Here is a 20,172-nt window from a genome sequence, read left to right as displayed (position 1 = left end):
ACGCGATGGCCCGCTAGCGCTCGGCGGGCTCCGTCGCGCGGCGGGAGACGAGACGCTGCTCGGCCACCAGGACCGCGACCACCAGGACGAAGCCGCCCACGGCGGCGAGCAGGGGAGCGGCCACCGAGCCGGTCGGGGCGAGGTAGCCGGAGTCGTCCTGCCACGGCCACAGCGCGACGAGGCTGCCGGCCATCACGCCCGTGAGGATCACGAGGGTCAGCCTGCGGTGGTGCTCGAGCAGCCACTGGAGCAGCTTGACGATCGAGACGAGGCCGATCGCGGCGCCGACAGCGAAGGCGGCGAGATAGGCGAGGTCGCGATCGTTGACGGCCGCGAGCGTCGGCTCGTACAGGCCCATCGTGAGCAGCAGGAACGAACCGGACAGGCCGGGCAGCACGAGCGCGGACACCGCGATCGCTCCCGCGGGGATGAGCACGAGCGGCGTCGGCTCGAGCGTGCCGCCCGGCAGCGACAGCACGATCGCGACCGCGACGGCGGCCACGGCAGCGATCGCCCACTCGGATGCGCGGAACCGCCCGGCGTCATGCCGCCGCGAGGGCGAGGCGATCGCGTGGCGGAAGGGCACCGCGAGCGAGGCGAGCACGAGCCCGAAGAAGAAGCCCCGCATCGTCTCGGGATGCTCGGTGACGAGGCTCTCCATCACGTGCGCCATCGTCACGAGGGCGACCGCCATTCCCACGAGCACGGGAACCACGATCGCCCACCGCACGCCCTCGAACCTGCCGCGTGCGCGCGCGAGGCCGCGCCCGCGCACCAGGTCGGCCGCTGCGAAGCGGATCCCGGTGATCGCGTGGCCGGCGGACGTCAGCAGGGTCTCGTACACGCCCGTCATCAGGGCGACGGTGCCGCCGCTCACGCCAGGCACGGTCTCGGCGGTGCCGATGAGGGCGCCCCTCACGACATCGAGGGCGACGTGCGTCGGGGTGCGGCGGGTCGCCGGGGTCACGTTGTCATCCATGGTCAGACCCTCTCAGGTGGTCTCGGTTCGAGGGACGCGCCGCGCGCGCACCAGCACGACGAGAGCGGCGAGCGGGAGCGCGAGCGGCACCCAGCCATACGCGGAGCCGTAGCCCGTCCACACCGTCTCGTCGGGCCACCACGAGGACTCGACGTAGCCGAGCGTCCCGACGATCAGCACGCCCGCGAGCTCGATCGCGGAGCCGATCAGCGCGACGCGACGCCATCCGCGCCACAGCGCGAGCGCGATGACGCCGTAGAGCACCGCCGACAGCGCGGAGATCGAGTACGGGAGCGGTGCCTCGGAGAACTTGGTGGAGATCTGGTACGCCGAGCGACCCGTCGCCGCGAGGCACAGCACCGCGTAGACCGCGATGAGCGAGATCCGGGCGACGGGATTCATGACCCGGCGCGTCGGAGCCGCGGTGACTGCAGCATCGTCCCTGTTCATGCCGTGCCCGCTCATGCCGCCCCCAGGATCACCGCGAGACGCCACGCGACCGCCGCGATCGCCACGCCGATGACGAGCGCGGCGATCGCGTCGAGCCGCACGATCTGATCGTCGCGCAGCACGGGACGATCGGGGTCGACGGGCTCTCCGGGTGCGGGCGGGGCGCCGAGTCGGCCGATGCCGAGCAGCGGCACGAGCGCGACGGACGCGAGCAGGTAGCCGACGGTGAGGACGATGCCAGCGTCGTTGCCCGTGAGCAGCAGCCCGACGACCGCGATCGCCTGGATCGCCGTGACGACCCACGCCGCGGTGACCACGGCCTTGAGAATGCCGTGGGCGCGCTGGACGATCAGGGTGACGATGGCTGCGACGACGAGCGCGCCTGCCACGACGAGGACTGCGGGATAGACGAGTCCCGAGTACAGGCCCATCAGGCCTGCTGCTGGGCCTGCTGCACGCGCATCGGCAGGCGTGCTGCCTCCTCGCCGTCGATCGAGATGACCCACGAGAACATGCCGGCCTCGTTGAAGCGCAGCCCGTCGAACGGGAACGCGAACGGGGCGACCTGCTCGTCGCCGTCGACGAGGTGCGGGGGACGGCCGAGCGTGAACTCGCCGCCCACGCCGTGGACCGGGACCGGCTTGCCGTCCTCGCCCATGCGCAGGCCGACGGCGTGCTCCTTGCCGTCCTCGGTGAGCAGCTTGATCTCGAAGCGGTGAGCCTCGTTGGTCGAGGTGAAGGGCACGTGCACGGTGGCCGCGACCGTCAGGCGACGGTGGACCGCGGGGAAGGCTCGCACGTTGATGACGTTCCAGCCGGCGCCGAGGGCGTAGATCTTGCCCTGCACCACCTCAGCGGAGTCGCACAGGAAGGAGTTGACGCGCACGGGATGTCCTTTCATCGATAACCGCGGTCAAGCCTACCCATCTTCGAGAGCGACACCGAAAGAGCCGTGGCGCGAGCGAGCGGCCGGGAGCCTCCGCACCGGTAGTGTGATGCCGTGGCGGGCACGATCAACAGGGAGGACATCGCATCGGTGCGCGAGCGCGCGCCGATCGAGGACATCGTCTCCCAGCACGTCACCCTCAAGCCGGCAGGCGTCGGCTCCCTCAAGGGTCTGTGCCCCTTCCACGACGAGCGAAGCCCCTCGTTCCATGTGCGACCGCAGGCGGGCCGCTGGCACTGCTTCGGCTGCGGCGAGGGCGGCGACGTCATCGAGTTCGTGATGCGCATGGACGGGCTCACGTTCGTGGACGCGGTCGAGTACCTCGCCGAGCGCGCGGGCGTGACGCTGCGCTACGAGCAGGGCGCGGGACCGCGCAAGGAGGGGACGGCGGGGCAGCGCAAGCGCCTGCTCGACGCGCACCGCGTCGCCGCCGAGTTCTACGTCACCCAGCTCGGCACCCCCGAGGCGAAGACGGGGCGCGACTTCCTCACCGAGCGCGGCTTCGGGCGCGAGGCCGCCGCGCACTTCGGCGTCGGGTTTGCGCCGCAGGGGTGGCAGGCGCTCACCGACCACCTGCGCCGCAACGGCTTCACCGAGGCAGAGCTGCGCACGTCTGGCCTGGTGTCCGAGGGGTCGCGCGGCGTGTACGACCGCTTCCGCGGCCGTCTCGTGTGGCCGATCCGCGATGTCACGGGCGAGGTCATCGGCTTCGGCGCGCGGCGGCTCTATGACGACGACCAGGGTCCCAAGTACCTCAACACTCCCGAGACCCCGCTCTATAAGAAGGCGCAGGTGCTCTACGGCCTCGACCTCGCGAAGGGCTCGATCCGCTCGGAGCGGACCGCCGTGGTCGTCGAGGGGTACACCGACGTCATGGCCTGTCACCTCGCGGGCGTCACCAACGCCGTCGCGACGTGCGGCACGGCCTTCGGCGAGGACCACGTCAAGGTGGTGCGGCGGCTCATGGGCGACATGGCCGGGGCCCAGCTCAAGGTCGGGTCCACCGGCTCCAAGGTGATCTTCACTTTCGACGGCGACGAGGCAGGGCAGAACGCCGCGCTCAAGGCCTTCCAGCTGGACCAGCAGTTCCTCGCGCAGACGTTCGTGGCCGTCGACCCCGAGGGACGGGACCCGTGCGAGATCCGCCAGCATCGCGGTGACGATGCGGTGCGCGCCCTGATGGAATCGCGCCAGCCGCTGTTCGAGTTCGTCATCCGCACGACGCTCGCGACGCATGACCTCAACACCGCGGAGGGGCGCGTCGCCGCCCTGCGCGCCTCGGCCCCGGTCGTCGCCGGGATCCGCGATCGCGTGCTCCAGCCCGAGTACGCGCGTCGCCTCGCCGGCTGGCTCGGCATGGAGGTTCAGGCCGTGCGCGGCGCCGTCTCCGACGCCGCCCGCTCCGGTGCCGGCCGCGCTCCCCGGCACGCGTCGCATCGTCCTCAAGGGAACCGCCCGGCCGCCTCGACGGGACCGGCGGGTCCTTCCGCGCCGCCTCACGAGGACGGCCCGCCCCCGATGGATCCCGAGACCGGAGCGGTGCTGCAGGTGGCTCCCGGTCCCGCGCGACCGTCGCGGCGTGACCCCGTGGTGCGCCAGGAGGCGCTGTCGCTCGGCGTGCTGCTGCAGCTCGCGGCGGCGATCTCGCGCGAGGCCGAGCCCGCGGGCGTCTATGCGGGCCTCACCCCCGAGTCGTTCACGGTGCCGCAGTACCGCGCGGTCTTCGAATCGATGCTCGCCGCGGGCGGGCCGAGCGCGGCGCCCGACTGGGTGGACGCAGTGGTCGAGCAGGCGGGGCCGATGCTCGCGCCGACGATCTCCGAGCTCGCCGTCACGCCCCTTCCGCACGAGGGAGGGGATGACGGGCCCTACGCGGCGTCCGTGCTGTCGCGGCTGCTCGACCTCGCGCTGACGCGCCAGATCGCCGAGCTGCGCGGTGCGATGCAGCGGGCCGGAGAGGGTTCCGCCGAGGCGCAGCAGGCATTCGCGGAATTGATCGCGCTTGAGACGCGGCGCCGCGCGCTGCGCGAGGAGTGAGCGAACGCCGTCCCGTCGCGGCACTCACTGCCATACATTCGCGGACATTCCGTCCAAGACTGTGCAACTTTTTGGACACGGTCCGATGAATCCCAGGTAACCGTCGCGTTAAATCTGCGAAGGAACGTTCATCTCACCAACATCGTCCGCTAGCGTCGAGTGGTCGCCATGCGACTGTCGCCGCCCGGAGGGGGTGCGCGCATCTCGAGTGAGAAGCAAGAGGTATGAACGTGAATCAGTTCCCTAAGCGCCTTGCGGTCCCAGCGCTGATCGGCGCTTCCGCGCTGATGCTGGCAGCCTGCTCGTCCGGCGAGTCGGAGTCGACCGAGTCCGCCTCCGCGGAGTCGAGCGAGACTGCCGAGGCCACCGCTGAGCTGCCCGACCCGCTGACCCTCGCGCTCGTCCCGTCGGACGACGTGGAGCAGATCACCGCCGACGGTGAGGCCCTCGCCTCGCTGCTGGGCGACGAGCTCGGCGTGACCGTCGAGGTCTTCGTGCCGGACAGCTACAACGCGGTCGTCGTCGCGCTCCAGACCGGCCAGGCCGACATCGGCTTCCTCGGCCCGATCGCGATGTGGCAGGCCCAGGAGGAGGCCGGCGCGGAGATCGTCCTCCAGTCGGTCCGCTACGGCTCGTCCGAGTACGTCGGTCAGTGGTTCACCAACGACCCCGACACCTACTGCCTCGACGAGGTCACGACCGAGGCTGACGACGAGGGCATCAACTACTCGTACTGCAACGGCGCGACCGGCTACGACGGCCCCCAGGGTGAGGACGCCCTCGCGCTGATCTCCGAGGACGCCTCGATCGCGTGGACCGACGCCACCTCGGCCTCGGGCTACTACTTCCCGGCCATCCAGCTCGCCGACATCCTCGGCATCGACGACGCGGCCTCCGCGTTCCCGAACGGCTTCTTCGCCGGTGGTCACTCGCAGACCGTCCAGGCCGTCTACGACGGCGAGGCCGAGATCGGCCTGTCCTACAACGACGCCCGCGGCAACCTCGCCGAGGAGTTCTCGGACGTCGGCGAGAAGGTCGTCGTCTTCGCCTACACGAAGAACATCCCGAACGACGGTGTGGTCCTCAACGGTGAGCTCGACGACTCGGTGCAGGACACCCTGACCCAGTCGCTGCTCGACCTCGCGAGCACCGAGGACGGCCTCGCCGCCCTGGACGCCGTCTACGAGATCGAGGGCCTCGAGGCTGCGAACCTCGACGCGTTCAACGACTTCGTCGGCCCCACGTACGACACCTTCGGCGGCGAGTAAGCACCACCGTCCGACAAGGTTCCGCGCACCGGCGGTCAGTCCCAGCGACTGGCCGCCGGTGCCATTCCACTGGTAGGCAGGAAACATGATCGAGCTCAAGGACGTCACCGTCCGCTATCCGAACGGCGTCGTCGGCCTCGACAACGTCTCTCTCACGATCCCCGACGGCGAGTTCGTCGTGGTGGTCGGGCTGTCAGGAGCGGGCAAGTCCACCCTGATCCGCACCATCAACGGCCTCGTGCCGGTCACCGAGGGAAGCCTCGTCGTCGACGGTGTCGAGGTCGCGGGCGCGTCCGACAAGAAGCTGCGCGAGGTCCGGTCGAGCATCGGCATGATCTTCCAGTCGTTCAACCTCGTGAAGCGCACGTCGGTCATGAACAACGTGATGATCGGCCAGATGCACGACATCCCGGCCTGGCGGTCCTTCTTCGGAGCGTGGACGTCCGAGGAGAAGGAGATCGCCTACCAGTCGCTCGAGCGCGTGGGCATCGTCGAGAAGGCCTGGACCCGCGCCTCGCAGCTGTCCGGCGGTCAGCAGCAGCGCGTCGCTATCGCGCGCGCCCTTGCACAGGACCCCAAGGTCATGCTCGCGGACGAGCCCGTCGCCTCGCTCGACCCGCCGACCGCACAGATGGTCATGAAGGACCTGCAGCGCATCAACCGTGACCTCGACATCACGACCCTCGTGAACCTCCACTTCCTTGATCTCGCGCGCCAGTACGGCGACCGCGTGATCGGCATGCGCGCAGGCAAGGTCGTCTTCGACGGCACGGGCGCCGAGGCGGACGATGCGGTGTTCGAGGACATCTACGGCCGTTCCCTCACCGCGGACGACGTCTCGGGGCCGGCATGACGGTCGCGTCGCCCTCCGCCTCCGGGCCCGCGGCGCCCGCACGTCCCCGGAAGCCGGCTCCCAGCCGCGCGCTGATCCTCGGCCTCGTGGCCGTCGTGGCGATCACGGCGTGGGCCGCGTGGGAGATCGAGTTCGAGCTCACGTCGCTGTTCGAGAACTTCTCCAACGGCTGGGTGGTCATCCAGGACTTCCTCCACCCCAACTGGTCGTACCTGGGCAACGCCTCGACCGCGTGGCTCGAGACCATCTCGATCGCGGTCGTCGCGAGCTTCTTCGGCGTGGCCGTCGGGCTCGTGTTCGCGTACATGGCCTCGCAGGTCACCAACAGGTCCACGCGCCTGTACCGCTTCACGAAGTGGTTCCTCGCGGTGCTGCGCTCGCTGCCCGACGTCGCGTACGTCCTCATCTTCGTCGCGCTCGTGGGCGTCGGCTCGCTCGCCGGAATCCTCGCGCTGTTCATCTTCAACATCGGCATCGCCGCGAAGCTGACCGCCGAGACCATCGACGCGGTCGACGCGGGCCCTCTCGAGGCGGCCGACGCCTCCGGAGCGGGCACGTTCTCTCGTGCCCGATGGGCGGTCCAGCCGCAGATCCTGCCCAACTTCCTGTCGTACGCGCTGTACATCTTCGAGCTCAACATCCGCTCGTCCGTCGTCATCGGATATGCGGGCGGTGGCGGTATCGGCCAGCTCATCCAGGTGCAGTTCGCGCGATTCAACTACGAGAACGTCTCGGCGATCGTGATCAGCATGTTCGTGGTGGTGCTGCTCATCGACCAGCTCTCCCAGTACCTCAGAAGGAGGCTCGTCTGATGAGCGCCGAGACCACTGAGTCCGCGACGCGCACCGCGCGCCCGCAGGAGCCCGGCAAGGCCCGCGCGACCATCGGGGCACTCGTCCTCGTGGTCCTCGTCGTCGCCGGCGGCTACCTGTCGAACGCCGACTGGGGCAAGCTGCCCGACATCTTCACCGAGGGCTGGCGGTACTTCTACCTGATGCTCAAGGGGCTCGTGCAGAACCCCTTCTCCGAGCCGTACAGCGAGTACTGGTCCTCGGCCTTCACGGGGATGCTCGAGTCGATCTCGATGGCGTGGATCGGCACCCTGATCGGCGCGGTGCTGTCCATCCCGATGGGCTTCCTTGCTGCGCGCAACGTGTCGAACCAGGTCGTCGTGCAGATCACCCGCGTGATCCTCAACGTCATCCGCACGCTGCCGGAGCTCGTCTTCGCGATCATCCTGCTGCTGCCGATCTTCGGCTTCGGCCCCAACGCCGGCGCCCTCGCGCTCGGCATCGGCGCCGTCGGCACGCTCGGCAAGCTGACGGCCGAGGCGCTCGAGGGGATCGATCCCGGACCGGTCGAGGCCGCCCGCGCGTCGGGCGCGCCGCGCAGCGCGATCCTGCGGTGGACCTACTGGTCCCAGGTGCTGCCCGAGGTCCTCGCCTTCTGGTTGTACCGCTTCGAGATCAACATCCGCGCCTCGGCGATCCTCGGTGTGATCGGAGCCGGCGGAATCGGATCCGTCCTGTCGCAGGCCTTCCGGTATCGCGAGTGGGACTTCATCGGCATCCTGCTGTTCGTGATCATCGTCGTGACGGTCCTCATCGACTCCGTCTCGGGCGCCGTCCGCCACCGCATCATCAGCGGCACGGGCAAGACGGACAAGGATATCGACACGGAGCCCGTGGGGCTCTAGGTCATCCTTAGCGAAGCCGGCACGCCGTACGGCGTGCCGGCTTCGTGCTGTCGCGGCACGGCTGCGTACGGCACGTTCGAACGCGGCACGGTGGAACGCAGCAGGTCCGGATGCGGCACGGTGGAACGCGACGCAGCGGGAAGCGGCACAATCGAAGGTGAGCGGCGACGGTGCCGCTCCCGGTCGCTCGACCTCCGATGGTGCGGGCGACGCGAGGAGACGCGCATGGCGAAGAAGACAGGCCCGCCGCCCTCGGCGCTGACCCCCGCCCTTCGCGCGCGAGTGGAGACCGGGCGCGACCGGCGTGCGAGCGTGCCGCTCGAGTCGCATGCCGAGGTGTCTGTGCCCGAGGTGCGCCCCGATCCCGTGCAGATCCTCCTCGCCCAGGACGAGGGGCGTGTGGCCTCGCTCGTGCCGATCCGGCACGCGCGGATGAATGCGACGCCGTTCACCTTCTTCCGTGGCGCCGCCGCGATCATGGCCTCCGATCTTTCCCGTGGCGCGTCGTCCGGGCTCACGGTGCAGCTCTGCGGCGACGCGCACCTGTCCAACTTCGGGCTGTTCAACGGCGCCGATCGGCGTCTGGTCTTCGACGTCAACGACTTCGATGAGACGTTGCCTGGGCCGTTCGAGTGGGACCTGAAGCGGCTCGCGGCGAGCGTCAGCATCGCAGCTCGCCACAACGGCCTCGCGCCCAAGGAGGCGCGCACAGCGACCCGAGCGGCGGTCCGCGGCTACCGCAAGGCCATAGCCGCCTCCGTGGTGGTGAGTCCGCTCGACCTCCTGTACTACCGGGTCGATGTGGCGCGCTATCTGGAGGAGAGGGAGGAGCTGCACAAGGGTTCGCGGCGCGAGATCGACAAGGCCTCGCGCAAGGACAGTCTGCGCGCGCTGGCCAAGCTCACGGAGGTCGTGGATGGACGCCGGAGGATCGTGCCGAGCCCTCCGCTCATCGTCCCGCTCGGCGAGGAGCTGGGCGAGCCCGACGCGGCGCGGATCCGGACCTTCTTCGATCGGTATCGGCAGTCCCTGCCGCCCTATCGGGCCGCGGTGATCGACCGCTACCGCTTCCTCGACCTGGCGCACAAGGTCGTGGGCGTCGGGAGCGTCGGCACGCGCTGCTTCATCGTGCTGCTCGAGTCTGACGGAGGAGCCCCGCTGTTCCTCCAGTTCAAGGAGGCCACGCGCTCGGTGCTCGAGCCCTTCCTCGGGCCGAGCCAGTACGCGCACTCGGGCGAGCGGGTCGTGCAGGGCCAGCGGAGCATGCAGGCGACCGGGGATGTCCTGCTCGGGTGGTCCCACGCCGAGGCCGACGGGCGCACGGTCGAGTTCTACCTGCGCCAGCTCTGGGACGGCAAGGCCTCCGCCGCCGTGGATGAGATGGGCCCGAAGCGGTTGAAGCGCTACGCGGCGCTGTGCGGCGGGACGCTCGCCCTTGCGCACGCGCGCACGGGTGACGCGGCGGCGATCCACGGCTACCTGGGCGAGGACCGCACCGCGGACGACGTGTTCGCCGACTTCGCCGAGCGCTATGCGGATCTCAACGAGAGCGATCACGCCGCTCACGCGGAGGCGATCCGCGCAGGGCGCGTGGCCGTCGCCGAGTGATCTTGGCGGTTGTGAGGTCTTGCCGCGAGGCGGAGAGTGGGCCAGGCGGGACTTGAACCCGCGACCGATGGATTATGAGTCCACTGCTCTAACCGGCTGAGCTACTGGCCCGTGCGCGACCTGTCCGGCGCGCCCGACAAAGCCTAGCGGGGATGGGCGAGTGCTCTCGGTCACATCGACGCCTCGCGGGGCCAGGAGTGGTTTCAGAGGTCTCTCGGATCGTGTAGAGTTCTACAGCGCGATCCCCCGTAGCTCAATTGGCAGAGCATTCGACTGTTAATCGAAGGGTTACTGGTTCGAGTCCAGTCGGGGGAGCTGCAAGAGAAGGCCTTCCTTCCGCTCACAAGGCGGTCGGGAGGCCTTTCGCTTTCCCCGCGGATGTCAGCGTCACGGTGCATGCTGGACCCATCGCCCCGCGGTCCGAGCGCGGGAAGGAGGGTGCGGGCATGACCGAGTTCAGCTTCGAGGCGTCGCTATATCTGTGGGAGGCGCGCCTCCAGACCTGGGTCTTCGCGGACATTCCAGAGGACGTCGCGGACGTCGTCGAGGACGCGCAGTCAGGGCCCCGGCGCGGCTTCGGCGCCGTGAAGGTCGAGGTGACGCTGGGGGAGACGGTGTGGCGCACCAGCATCTTCCCGTCCAAGGACCGCGCCACGTACATCCTGCCCGTGAAGCGGGCGGTGCTCGACGCGGAGGGCGTCGCTCCGCCTGAGACGGTGAGCCTGAGCCTGCGACTCGTCTGAGGTCGCGACGAACCGCGCGTGCCGGTGCCCTGCGTCCTGAGTGGCGCTGCGCGCCGACGCCCTCAGCGCCCGGCGTCAGGCGGTGACTGCGGCGATCACCGCGGGCACGGCCTCCGCAACGTCGGACGCGGTCACAGGGCCGCCATGGCCGGAGGGGGAGAGCAGATCGTCTCCCGAGGCGCGCGCCCCGGCCTGCGCATGCGCCCACGCGGCGCACACGCCCGCCTCGGCCGCGTCGAGACCGGCGGCGAGCAGCGCGCCCGCGATCCCGGCGAGCACGTCCCCGGATCCCGCGGTCGCGAGCCAGGGCGTGGCGACGGGAAGCTCCCACGTCGCCCCGCCGGGAGACACCACGAGCGTCCGCGAACCCTTGAGGAGAACCGTGGAACGCGTCGTCTCCGCGAGCAGGCGGGCGTGCTCCGACCTGTCTCGCCGCACATCGTCCGCCGTCACGTCGTGCCTGATGGCGGCAAGGGCGCGCACGAGCTCGCCCTCGTGCGGGGTGAGCAGGATCTTCTCCGGCGGGGTGCTCCTGGCACCCGAGTGACGCGCCCGCGCGCAGTCCTCAAGGGCTCCGGCGTCGACGACGCACGGCAGCCCGCTCGCCCATGCCGCGCCGATCACTGCGTCCTGCCCGGGCGCGTCCGACACCCCCGACCCGACCACCCAGGCATGGGTGCGCGGCAGGCGGTCGACCGCGTCGGCGTCCGCGTGCACGACGGTCTCCGGGCGTGCGGCGAGCACGAGGTCCTGTGCGCGCCGGGGGCCGACGTAGCGCACCATGCCCGCGCCCGCGCGGTATGCGCCCGTCACGCACAGCACCGCGGCGCCGGGATACGCGTCGGAGCCCGCGACCACTCCGAGGACGCCGCGCGTGTACTTGTCGTCCTCGGGGAGGGGGCGCGGCCACAGCGCGGCGATGCCCGCCGCATCGACCCTGGAACCCGTCACCATGTCACCAGCCTGGCACAAGGCGGGACGTGGAAGAATGGCCCCATGGCAATGCGAGAGATTCGAGTGACCGGCGACCCCGTGCTGCGCACGCCCTGCGAGACCATCACGGAGATCGACGATCACGTCAGGGGCCTCGTGGAGGACCTGCTCGAGACCGTCGACTACGAGGGCCGCGCCGGACTCGCCGCGAACCAGATCGGCGTGAGCCTCCGCGCCTTCTCGTGGAACATCGACGGCGACATCGGCTACATCCTCAACCCCGTCATCACCGAGAACTCGGACGAGATGCAGGAGCTCGGGGAGGAGGGCTGCCTCTCGGTGCCCGGCCTCTGGTACCCGTGCGAGCGTCCCGCCTACGCGAAGGCCGAGGGCATCGATCTCGATGGCAACCCGGTCGTCATCGACGGCGAGGAGATCTGGGCGCGCCTGATCAACCACGAGTGCGATCACCTGAACGGCAAGCTCTACCTGGACCGCCTCGGGAAGGGCGTCCGCAAGCAGGCGATGCGCGAGCTGCGGGAGTCCCTCGAGAAGGCCTGATCCCGTCTCTTCGCGCGCGAGACGTCAGCCCTCGTGCTCGGTGAGCTCGATGCCGACGTCGGCGATGATCACCCTGCCCGCCGCCTGCGCGGCCGGCTGCTCGACCAGGCAGCGCTTGGGTGCCGTGAAGGTCACGGTGACGGTCGCGCGGACGTGAGGCGCGTCGTCGTCCCCTGAATCGGCCTCGAGGCCGCTGGGCAGGTCCACGGCGACCACCGGCGTCGTCGGCGGGATGAGCGGCACGAGCGAGGCCGCCGGCTCCCTCAGCCCCGCCTTCGCGCCGAGGCCGACGATGCCGTCCACCACAAGGTCGGCGCCCGCGACGAGCACCGCGCCAGCCGACGGCTCGACCCGGCTGCCCGCGGCCGCGCTGAGACGGGCCTCGCCGCGCTCGTGAAGGCGGCCCCCGCACGGGATCGCGCGGACGGTCGCTCCCCGCTCGGCGAGCAGCGCCCCGGCGAGGAGCGCATCCCCGCCGTTGTTGCCGGGCCCCGCGAGCACGACCACCTCGGCTCCCGCGACGCCCTCGGGGCGTGCGGCGAGGAGCAGCGAGCACTCGCGGGCCACTGCCTCCGCGGCGCGATCCATGAGATCGCGCTCGGGCACGGTGAGCATCGTCCAGTCCTCCGCGTCGCGGATCTGGGACACGGTCAGCGGCTGGTCGACGGTGGCCATGGCGCCAGCCTCGCACAGACCGGCGCGGAAATGGCGCCCGCGAGTGCCACGATGCGGTCGGAACCGGGCGTCGTGCTGGCATTTCATTCGCGATTGGGGCACGATAGAGGCACGCCCGGCTGGAGCTGGACCGCCTTCGAGGTCGTTGGGGAAGACGCACCTCACAGGAAGGAAGGGTCATGGCCACCATCACCCGCGGTGTTCTTTTCGTGCACTCTGCTACGCGCGCGATGGGCCCACACATCGAGTGGGCTGCGCAGGGAGTGCTGGGTCCGCGCGCCCATTTCGAGTGGACCGACCAGCCCGCCGGCCACCGCATGTTCCGTGCGGAGGTCGCCTGGCAGGGCCGCCCCGGCACCGGCGCGGCGCTCGCCTCCGCCCTGCGCGGGTGGGAGCACGTGCGCTACGAGGTGACCGAGGATCCGTCGTTCGGCTGCGACGGCGGACGCTGGATGCACACCCCGTCGCTCGGGATCTTCCACGCGGTCACCGACGTCCACGGCAACATCGTGGTGCCCGAGGACCGGATCCGCTCCGTGATGGAGGCCGGCGGCACCGCGACCGACTTCGCTCGCGCCATGAACCTCGCTCTCGGCACCGCATGGGACGAGGAGCTCGAGCCCTTCCGCTACGCCGGCCACGGCGCCCCGGTGCGATGGTTGCATAGAGTGGGTTGATGGAGCTCGCGCGTGACGACGCACTTCTCCTCCAGGCGATGGAGGAGGCGATGTGGCGCGCGGAGACCCGCTTCGACCGGTCGTACATGGACGCCGTCCTCGCGCCGAGCTACGTCGAGATCGGCCAGTCGGGCCGGATCTACACCCGCGACGAGGTGCTCGACCTGCCCTTCCAGGAGATCGACGTGAAGCTGCCCCTCACGGACTTCCGGGTCGAGGCCTTCTGCTCGCACGGCGCGATGGTGCTCTACACGTCGATCCCCAAGCACGGGGATCGCGGCGCAGCGCATCGCAGCTCCATCTGGGAGCGGTCGGAGCGCTGGCGCCTGCGCTACCACCAGGCGACCCCGGTCGATCTGTAGCGCGAGAGCCGGCCGTCTGCCGCATCGTCCTGCCGCCTGCATCGTCCCGCTCCATGCGCTCTGCACGGATTGTCCTGCGACGCGCCAGCGTGTCGCGTGCTGCGTCGGCGTGTCGTCGGGGTGGCGGATTCAGATCCGTGCGGAGTGCATGGAGGGCGGAGGAGGGGCGACGAAGGGCCGGCCCCTCGTAGGGGACCGGCCCTGTCGCTCGGACGATGCGGTGGCTAGGCGGTCGCGAAGACCAGCGCCACGTTGTGGCCGCCGAAGCCGAACGAGTTGTTGATCGCGGCGAGCTGGCCGTCGGCGGGCAGCTCGCGTGGGGTGTCGCGGACCAGGTCGACCTCGAGCTCGGGGTCGGGCTCGGTGACGTTGATCGTCGGGGGAGCGGTGCGGGTCTCGAGGGCCTTGACGGTGAAGACGGACTCGAGCGCGCCGGCGCCGCCCAGCAGGTGGCCGGTCATGGACTTGGTGGCGGACAGCAGCACCTGGTCGGCGTGCGAGCCGAGGAGGCTGCGGATGCCGCGGGCCTCGATCATGTCGCCCACCGGGGTCGAGGTGGCGTGCGCGTTGACGTGCGAGACATCGGCGGTGGTCAGCCCGGCGGACTCGAGCGCGAGCTGCATCGCCTTGGTCTGGCCCGTGCCGTTCGGCTCGGGCGCCGCGATGTGGTGGCCGTCGGCGGTCATGCCGCGGCCCAGGAGGCGCGCGTAGACCTTGGCCCCGCGGGCCCTGGCGTGCTCCTCGGACTCGAGGATGACGACGCCCGCGCCCTCACCGAGGACGAAGCCATCGCGGCTCACATCGTAGGGACGCGAGGCCCCTGCGGGGTCGTCGTTGCGCTTGGACAGCGCCTGCATGGCCGCGAACGCGGAGATGGGAAGCGGGTGGATCGCCGCCTCGGTGCCTCCCGCGATGACGACGTCGGCGCGGCCGGACTCGATCATCTCGAGTCCCATGCCGATCGCCTCGGCGCCCGACGCGCATGCCGACACGGGGGAGTGGGCCCCCGCGCGGGCCTTGAACTCGAGCGACACGTACGCGGTCGGCGAGTTCGGCATCAGCATGGGCACGGTGAGGGGCAGGACGCGCGAGGCGCCGCGCTCCTTCACCGTGTCCCATGCCGAAAGCAGGGTCCACACCCCGCCGATGCCCGAGGACACGATCGAGCCGAGGCGCTCGGGGTCGACGTCCTCGAGGCCGGCATCCGCCCAGGCCTCGCGCGCAGCCACGATCGCCATCTGGGCAGACGGGTCCATGCGCTTGGTCTCGGGGCGGCTCAGCACCTCGGCCGTCGGCACCGCCAGCTGGCCGGCGAAGTGCACGGGCACGCCGTACTGCTCGGCCCAGTCGTTGTCGAGCGTCCGGACGCCGGAGCGGCCTGCGAGGGCCGCCTCCCACGTGCTGGGAACGTCTCCGCCGAGCGGGGACGTGGTGCCGAGTCCGGTGACGACAACGGTCATGGGAGTGCCTTTCTGATGCGGTGCTGCGGGGGCAGCGGATGCTGCGAGAGCAGCGGATGCTGCGAGAGCAGCGGATGCTGCGAGTGCAGCGAATGCTGCGGGGACTGCGTCAGGCCGTGGGTCAGGCCTGGGCGCCGGTGATGTAGGTGACGGCGTCGCCGACGGTGACGAGGTTCTTCACGTCCTCGTCGGGGATGCGGACGTCGAACTTCTCCTCGGCGAGGGTGACGATCGTCATCATCGACAGCGAGTCGATGTCGAGGTCGTCGGTGAAGTTCTTCTCGAGCGTGACGTCGCCCGCGTCGATACCGGTCTCCTCGACGACGATCTCGGCCAGGCCCTCGAGGACCTCGTTGCTGGAAAGAGCCATGTTCTTCTCCTTGCTCTGGGGTGCCGGGGCGGCACCGTTCTCGTGGATGAACTCTTGAAGACTAATGCGGGGCGTCAGGGCAGCGCGATGACCTGCGCCGCGTAGACCAGGCCAGCGCCGAAGCCGATCTGGAGCGCGAGGTCGCCGGACTTCGCGTCGCCGTCGCGCAGCAGACGCTCGGTCGCGAGCGGGATCGACGCGGCGGACGTGTTGCCCGAGTCGACGATGTCCTTGCCGACGGCGATGTGCTTGGGCAGGCCGATCTGCTTGACCATCTGGTCGATGATGCGCACGTTCGCCTGGTGCGGGATGAACGCCTTGATGTCGTCGGGCGTGACCCCCGCGGCCTCGATGGCCTCGAGTGCGATCTTCGGCATCTTGAACGACGCCCACTTGAACACGCTCGGTCCCTGCTGGCGCAGAGTCGGGAAGGGCGCCTCGGGGTCGTCGCGCACGTCGAGCCACGACGAGGTCTGGTAGATCAGCTCGGCGCCGTCGCCCTCGGAGCCCCACACGGTCGGGCCGATGCCGGGGGTGTCGGACGGGCCGACGACGACCGCGCCCGCGGCGTCGCCGAGCAGGTAGGAGATCGAGCGGTCGGCGGGGTCCACCCAGTCGCTCAGCTTCTCCGCGCCGACGACGAGCACGTAGGTCGCCGCGCCCGAGCGCACGAGCGCGTCAGCCTGGCCGATGCCGTAGCAGTAGCCGGCGCACGCGGCGGAGATGTCGTACGCGGCCGCGGGGGAGGCCCCGATGCGGTCCGCGAGGATCGGTGCGCCGCCAGGCGTGATGTGCGGGTGGGAGATTGTCGACAGGATCACCGCGTCGATCTGCGAGGGCTCGATGCCGGCCTGCGCGATGGCATCGAGCGACGCCTTCTCCGACAGGTCGACGACCGAGGTCTCCTTGTCGGCGCGCACGCGCGTGACGATCCCGGTCATCTTGCGGATCCACTCGTCGGACGAGTCGATCGGCTCGATCAGGTCGTCGTTCGGGACCGCGTTCTCGCCGCGGCACACGCCGAGGCCGAGGATGCGGGTGTACTCGGGTCCGCGTCGGACGTTGATGGTGGTCACGCGTGCGCCTCCACAAGCTCTCGTGCCGCAGTCAGGTCCTCGGGGGTCTTGAGGGCGACGGCGGGGATTCCCTTCATACCGCGCTTGGCGAGGCCCGTGAGGACGCCGCCGGGTGCTACCTCAAGGATGCCCGTCACGCCGAGCTCGAGCATGCGCTCCATGCACAGATCCCATCGCACGGGGCTCGCGACCTGCGTGACGAGGCGCGCGACGGTCTCGTCGCCGGTCGCGACGACGGTGCCGTCGGCGTTCGACAGCAGCGGCACCTGCGGGGCGCTGCGCGCGACGTCGGCCGCGGCGGCGGCGAGAACCTCAACCGCGGGGGCCATGTACGACGTATGGAAAGCGCCGGCGACCTGGAGCTCGATCACGCGGGCGCGCGTGGGCGGCTCGCCGACGAGCGCATCGATCGCTGCCTTGGATCCCGCGGCGACGACCTGGCCGCCGCCGTTGGCGTTCGCAGGCGTGAGGCCGAGCTCCGCGAGCCGTGCGGCGACCTCGTCGGCCACGCCGCCCAGCACCGCGGCCATGGACGTGGGCTCGGACGATGCGGCGGCATCGGCCATCGCGCGACCGCGCACGGTCACGAGGGAGACGGCGTCCGCGTCGGACAGCACGCCCCCGAGGGCGGCAGCGGCGAACTCGCCGACGCTGTGGCCTGCCACGACGCCGGGCGCGGCCGCGCCGAGCGCCTCGCGGCCCGTGGCGAGCGCGGTGGCGACGAGCAGCGGCTGCGCGATCGCCGTGTCGCGGATGGTGTCCGCGTCGGAGGTGACGCCGTGGGCGATCAGATCGACCTCTGTGGCATCCGACAAAGCATGAAGGGCCTGGGCGACCGAGTCGAGCTCGAGCCACGGGGCGAGCATTCCAGGCGTTTGGGCACCCTGACCGGGGCAGAGGACTGCAAGCATGTGTCTAGGGTGCCCTACGGCCGCGTGCGTGCGGGGAAGGCACGACGAAGAAAGCGACGCCAGATTCTGTCGGATCCCTACAAAGACGGCGGAGTCGCCGCCTGGAGCCTGCCGAGCGCGAGCGCGGTGTGCAGGACATGGGCGTCGCGGGTGTGGAGCACGTCCCAGCCGGTGAGCTCCGAGACCTTCTTGAGTCGGTAGCGCACGGTGTTGGCATGCACGAACATCGTGCGCGCGGTGAGCTCGAGCGAGCGCCCGCAGTCGAGGAACGTGGCGACGGTCTCCTGGAGGGAGCCTCCCGCCTGGAGGATCGGCTCGTAGGCGATCGCAAGGAGACGCTCGCGCGCGGTCGGATCCCCGACGAGCACGCGCTCGGGCAGGAGGTCGTCGGCGTGCACGGGTCGGGGGGCCTGCGCCCACGCGGGGGCCGCGGTGGCCCCGGCGATCGCTCCGCGGGTCGCCTTGGCGACCTCCTGCAGCGTCACGGCGGGCGGACCCAGCACGACGGGCCCCGGTCCGAAGACCTGGAGCAGCTGAGCGGCGACTGCCTCGTGGTCCTCGTCGGAGCGCGCGACGATCACGAGCGTCTCGCCGTGGATGCCCACGAGCGCGTTGCCGGCTGCGCGGCGGATCGTGCGGCGCACCTCGGCGGACTGGACCTCGCCGAGAGTGCCATCGGTCGTGCCGACCATGACCAATGTCGGTCCCGGCTTCCAGCCGAGCGCCGCGGCGCGGGACGGCACCGCATCGTCCACCTCGCCGCGCACGAGCGCGTCGACGACGAGCGCCTCGATCCGCGCATCCCATGCGCCGCGCGATTCGGCGGCGCGCGCATAGACCTCTGCCGCGGAGAAGGCGATCTCTCGCGAGTAGCGCAGGATCGCCTCTCGCAGCATCTGCTCGGCGCCGGGGGCCGCGAACTCGTCGGAGTGGCCCTCGACCACCTTGACGGCGGTGCGCACGATCGCGAGCGCGTGCTGGAGCGAGATCACCCGTGTGAGCTCGGGCGGTGCGGCCGCGAAGACCTCCATCGCGGAGCGCGCGGTCTCCGAGCGGTCGGCGAACCACGTGACGAAGGCGTCGATTCCCGCCTGGGCGACGATCCCCACCCACGAGCGCTCCTTCGCGGGCAGCTCCCGGAACCAGTGGTAGTCCGCGTCGAGCGACTTCAGCGCTGCGGTCGCGAGCTGGCCGCTGCCCGCGCGAAGTCGGCGCAGAGTCTCGGCGCTCGGATCGGTCTGGGGCATGGGCAGAGCCTAGCGCCGCTTTGTGCGATCCCGACAATGCATTGCCCCCCATTATGGGGGAGAACCGGTTCGCTATGGAGTAAATAGCCTGGTTGATCGCCTGCGGTATCCCCAGGGGCCTGTGGAAATGCACGACAAGTCGATGTGGGTGGCGCGCGGTGGGGACGGCGCTCGCCCTCGTCCTCGGCGGCGGCCGGCGCGGGTTCTGTGGCGCACGGAGCACCCGGTCGCCGGCGGTGCAGCGAGGATCCGCGCCCGCCCCGCCGTGCGACGTGAGGGCGCGCCGTCTAGCGTGGGGGATGACGGAGGTGCCCCATGCGTGAACGCCCCAAGCCCCTGCTAGGAGCGCTCCTGGGCCTGCTGATCGGTTTCGAGGCGGCGGCGCTGCTGACCGTGCTGGGCATCGCGCCCGCGGACCAGACCGTGGTATGGGGGCTGGCCTCGCTCGGCGCGCTGCTGGGCACCGTGGCGCTCACTCAGCGGCTCTCCCTCGCGCCTCGCCGCGTGCTGGTCGCGATGATCGCGGTGGGCGCCGCCGCGGGCATGGCGCTCGCGGGGCTTCCCGAGTATCGGGGCGGAGGACACGTCTCCGAGGGCTGCTATCTCACCCTCGACTCGGCATCGCAGGAAGAGGCGGTCACCCCAGAGCAGACCTCCGCGCGAGAGCCGTTCAGGATCGCGCAGGGCGACGTCCTGGTGTGGGACGCCGCCTCGGACGAGGTCCTCACCTTGTGGAACAGCACGCTCGGCATCCGGGTGAGCGGCAGGGAGCTCACGCTGTGGACGGCCGAGTACGAGAACGAGGACGAGGCGACCGAGTTCTCCGGGGCGCAGCGGATGAGGGCTCAGTTGAGCGAGATCGAGGAGGACAAGGGCTTCGCCCCGGTCGGGACGTACCACCTTGTCGGCGAGCTCCAGGCCGCGGAGGGCATGTGCACGCTCGACCTGTACGTGCGCATCGAGCCCGAGGGCCTGTTCGACGGCTTCATCATGATGGGACTGTGGGCACTCGCCGCCGCGCTGGTGCTGACGTTCCTCGTGCTCGCCTACGACGTGCGCAGCTCGATCAAGGACGCGGACACCTCGCACCTCGGTGCCCACATACGGGAGCGGGCACGGACGGAGCCCTCCGCCCAGGAGCCGCATCCCGGCGAGGTCGGCGGCCATCCCAGGCGGGAGAGCGAGGACGGGGCAACGGAGTCGGGAGCCGCGGACGATGCCGGGCCTGGGCCTGGGCCCGAGGACGGGAACAGGTAGCTCGACCCCCGCGAGACATGACGGAGGCCCGCCGCGCAGTGCGCGGCGGGCCTCCGGTCAGTC

The 20,172-nt window shown here is 70.6% G+C and carries 22 protein-coding genes and 2 tRNA genes; 12 read left to right on the top strand and 12 right to left on the bottom strand.

Going from position 1 to position 20,172, the window contains the following annotated elements:
* Nucleotides 1-13 precede the first annotated feature (13 nt).
* The 4 genes from B7K23_RS12085 to B7K23_RS12070 are packed head-to-tail and all read right to left on the bottom strand — an operon-like array spanning nt 14 to nt 2,315.
* On the bottom strand, nt 14-979 hold the full coding sequence (locus tag B7K23_RS12085; RefSeq protein ID WP_084126821.1) for a DUF368 domain-containing protein: 966 nt from the start codon (nt 977-979) through the stop codon (nt 14-16).
* Nucleotides 980-991: 12 nt separating this feature from the next.
* The gene (locus B7K23_RS12080; RefSeq protein WP_234996519.1) at nt 992-1,444 is read right to left on the bottom strand and encodes a hypothetical protein; all 453 of its coding nucleotides are present in this window, start codon (nt 1,442-1,444) and stop codon (nt 992-994) included.
* Nucleotides 1,441-1,860 (bottom strand): hypothetical protein, encoded by a 420-nt coding sequence (locus B7K23_RS12075; RefSeq protein ID WP_084126820.1) that lies wholly within the window; start codon nt 1,858-1,860, stop codon nt 1,441-1,443. Before B7K23_RS12075 ends, B7K23_RS12080 begins: the two co-directional genes overlap by 4 nt.
* On the bottom strand, nt 1,860-2,315 hold the full coding sequence (locus B7K23_RS12070; RefSeq protein WP_084126819.1) for a DUF6941 family protein: 456 nt from the start codon (nt 2,313-2,315) through the stop codon (nt 1,860-1,862). Before B7K23_RS12070 ends, B7K23_RS12075 begins: the two co-directional genes overlap by 1 nt.
* 114 nt (nt 2,316-2,429) lie before the next feature.
* Between B7K23_RS12070 and dnaG the strand changes: the two genes are divergently transcribed.
* The 6 genes from dnaG (at nt 2,430) to B7K23_RS12040 (ending at nt 9,837) form a co-directional block, all read left to right on the top strand.
* A complete protein-coding gene (gene dnaG / locus B7K23_RS12065) occupies nt 2,430-4,412 on the top strand; it encodes a DNA primase (protein ID WP_084126818.1) in 1,983 nt (660 codons plus the stop codon).
* 230 nt (nt 4,413-4,642) lie between these two features.
* Nucleotides 4,643-5,680, top strand: coding sequence for a phosphate/phosphite/phosphonate ABC transporter substrate-binding protein (gene phnD / locus B7K23_RS12060; protein WP_234996518.1), 1,038 nt, complete (start codon nt 4,643-4,645; stop codon nt 5,678-5,680).
* Between the two features lie 85 nt (nt 5,681-5,765).
* Entirely contained in the window at nt 5,766-6,533 is a 768-nt protein-coding gene (phnC, locus tag B7K23_RS12055; RefSeq protein ID WP_084126816.1) for a phosphonate ABC transporter ATP-binding protein, read from the top strand.
* Entirely contained in the window at nt 6,530-7,345 is an 816-nt protein-coding gene (phnE, locus tag B7K23_RS12050) for a phosphonate ABC transporter, permease protein PhnE (protein ID WP_084126815.1), read from the top strand. The genes phnC and phnE (B7K23_RS12050) overlap by 4 nt, the downstream gene beginning before the upstream one ends.
* Nucleotides 7,345-8,229 (top strand): phosphonate ABC transporter, permease protein PhnE, encoded by an 885-nt coding sequence (gene phnE / locus B7K23_RS12045; RefSeq protein WP_084126814.1) that lies wholly within the window; start codon nt 7,345-7,347, stop codon nt 8,227-8,229. The genes phnE (B7K23_RS12050) and phnE (B7K23_RS12045) overlap by 1 nt, the downstream gene beginning before the upstream one ends.
* A gap of 225 nt (nt 8,230-8,454) precedes the next feature.
* Nucleotides 8,455-9,837: a DUF2252 domain-containing protein gene (locus B7K23_RS12040; RefSeq protein ID WP_084126813.1), complete on the top strand. Its 1,383-nt coding sequence runs from the start codon at nt 8,455-8,457 to the stop codon at nt 9,835-9,837.
* Between the two features lie 37 nt (nt 9,838-9,874).
* On the opposite strand, the gene B7K23_RS12035 is transcribed toward B7K23_RS12040, so the two are convergent.
* Nucleotides 9,875-9,948, bottom strand: a tRNA-Ile gene (locus tag B7K23_RS12035).
* 131 nt (nt 9,949-10,079) lie between these two features.
* On the opposite strand from B7K23_RS12035, the gene B7K23_RS12030 reads away from it, so the two are divergent.
* Both B7K23_RS12030 and B7K23_RS12025 read left to right on the top strand, forming a co-directional pair.
* Nucleotides 10,080-10,152: transfer RNA gene (locus tag B7K23_RS12030), tRNA-Asn, on the top strand.
* A 131-nt stretch (nt 10,153-10,283) separates the two neighbouring features.
* The gene (locus B7K23_RS12025) at nt 10,284-10,580 is read left to right on the top strand and encodes a DUF1905 domain-containing protein (RefSeq protein ID WP_084126812.1); all 297 of its coding nucleotides are present in this window, start codon (nt 10,284-10,286) and stop codon (nt 10,578-10,580) included.
* A 75-nt stretch (nt 10,581-10,655) separates the two neighbouring features.
* Here the strand turns inward: B7K23_RS12025 and B7K23_RS12020 are convergent, their stop codons facing one another.
* Entirely contained in the window at nt 10,656-11,534 is an 879-nt protein-coding gene (locus B7K23_RS12020) for an NAD(P)H-hydrate dehydratase (protein WP_084126811.1), read from the bottom strand.
* Nucleotides 11,535-11,576: 42 nt separating this feature from the next.
* On the opposite strand from B7K23_RS12020, the gene def reads away from it, so the two are divergent.
* The gene (gene def, locus B7K23_RS12015; RefSeq protein WP_084126810.1) at nt 11,577-12,074 is read left to right on the top strand and encodes a peptide deformylase; all 498 of its coding nucleotides are present in this window, start codon (nt 11,577-11,579) and stop codon (nt 12,072-12,074) included.
* Nucleotides 12,075-12,098: 24 nt separating this feature from the next.
* Here def and B7K23_RS12010 read toward each other — a convergent pair whose 3' ends face one another.
* Nucleotides 12,099-12,749 (bottom strand): NAD(P)H-hydrate epimerase, encoded by a 651-nt coding sequence (locus tag B7K23_RS12010; protein WP_159451403.1) that lies wholly within the window; start codon nt 12,747-12,749, stop codon nt 12,099-12,101.
* 179 nt (nt 12,750-12,928) lie between these two features.
* On the opposite strand from B7K23_RS12010, the gene B7K23_RS12005 reads away from it, so the two are divergent.
* Nucleotides 12,929-13,426, top strand: coding sequence for a DUF3145 domain-containing protein (locus B7K23_RS12005; RefSeq protein WP_084126808.1), 498 nt, complete (start codon nt 12,929-12,931; stop codon nt 13,424-13,426).
* Nucleotides 13,426-13,788 carry a DUF4440 domain-containing protein gene (locus B7K23_RS12000; protein WP_084126807.1) on the top strand — a complete coding sequence of 121 codons (363 nt, stop codon included), beginning with the start codon at nt 13,426-13,428 and terminating at the stop codon, nt 13,786-13,788. Before B7K23_RS12005 ends, B7K23_RS12000 begins: the two co-directional genes overlap by 1 nt.
* Before the next feature lie 224 nt (nt 13,789-14,012).
* On the opposite strand, the gene fabF is transcribed toward B7K23_RS12000, so the two are convergent.
* From fabF to B7K23_RS11975, 5 genes are all read right to left on the bottom strand, one after another.
* The gene (fabF, locus tag B7K23_RS11995) at nt 14,013-15,248 is read right to left on the bottom strand and encodes a beta-ketoacyl-ACP synthase II (protein ID WP_084126806.1); all 1,236 of its coding nucleotides are present in this window, start codon (nt 15,246-15,248) and stop codon (nt 14,013-14,015) included.
* A 121-nt stretch (nt 15,249-15,369) separates the two neighbouring features.
* On the bottom strand, nt 15,370-15,618 hold the full coding sequence (locus tag B7K23_RS11990) for an acyl carrier protein (RefSeq protein WP_084126805.1): 249 nt from the start codon (nt 15,616-15,618) through the stop codon (nt 15,370-15,372).
* A gap of 74 nt (nt 15,619-15,692) precedes the next feature.
* Complete coding sequence (locus B7K23_RS11985) at nt 15,693-16,694, bottom strand: beta-ketoacyl-ACP synthase III (protein ID WP_084126804.1); 1,002 nt, start codon at nt 16,692-16,694, stop codon at nt 15,693-15,695.
* Nucleotides 16,691-17,605, bottom strand: a complete 915-nt coding sequence (locus B7K23_RS11980; RefSeq protein ID WP_084126803.1) for an ACP S-malonyltransferase — start codon at nt 17,603-17,605, stop codon at nt 16,691-16,693. The genes B7K23_RS11985 and B7K23_RS11980 overlap by 4 nt, the downstream gene beginning before the upstream one ends.
* Before the next feature lie 77 nt (nt 17,606-17,682).
* A complete protein-coding gene (locus tag B7K23_RS11975; RefSeq protein WP_084126802.1) occupies nt 17,683-18,852 on the bottom strand; it encodes a CdaR family transcriptional regulator in 1,170 nt (389 codons plus the stop codon).
* Nucleotides 18,853-19,167: 315 nt separating this feature from the next.
* Between B7K23_RS11975 and B7K23_RS11970 the strand changes: the two genes are divergently transcribed.
* Nucleotides 19,168-20,109, top strand: coding sequence for a hypothetical protein (locus B7K23_RS11970; protein WP_084126801.1), 942 nt, complete (start codon nt 19,168-19,170; stop codon nt 20,107-20,109).
* Nucleotides 20,110-20,172 lie beyond the last annotated feature (63 nt).

This window comes from Demequina sp. NBRC 110054 (assembly GCF_002090115.1).
Lineage (GTDB): Bacteria > Actinomycetota > Actinomycetes > Actinomycetales > Demequinaceae > Demequina.
This window is presented reverse-complemented; position numbering and strand designations above follow the sequence as displayed.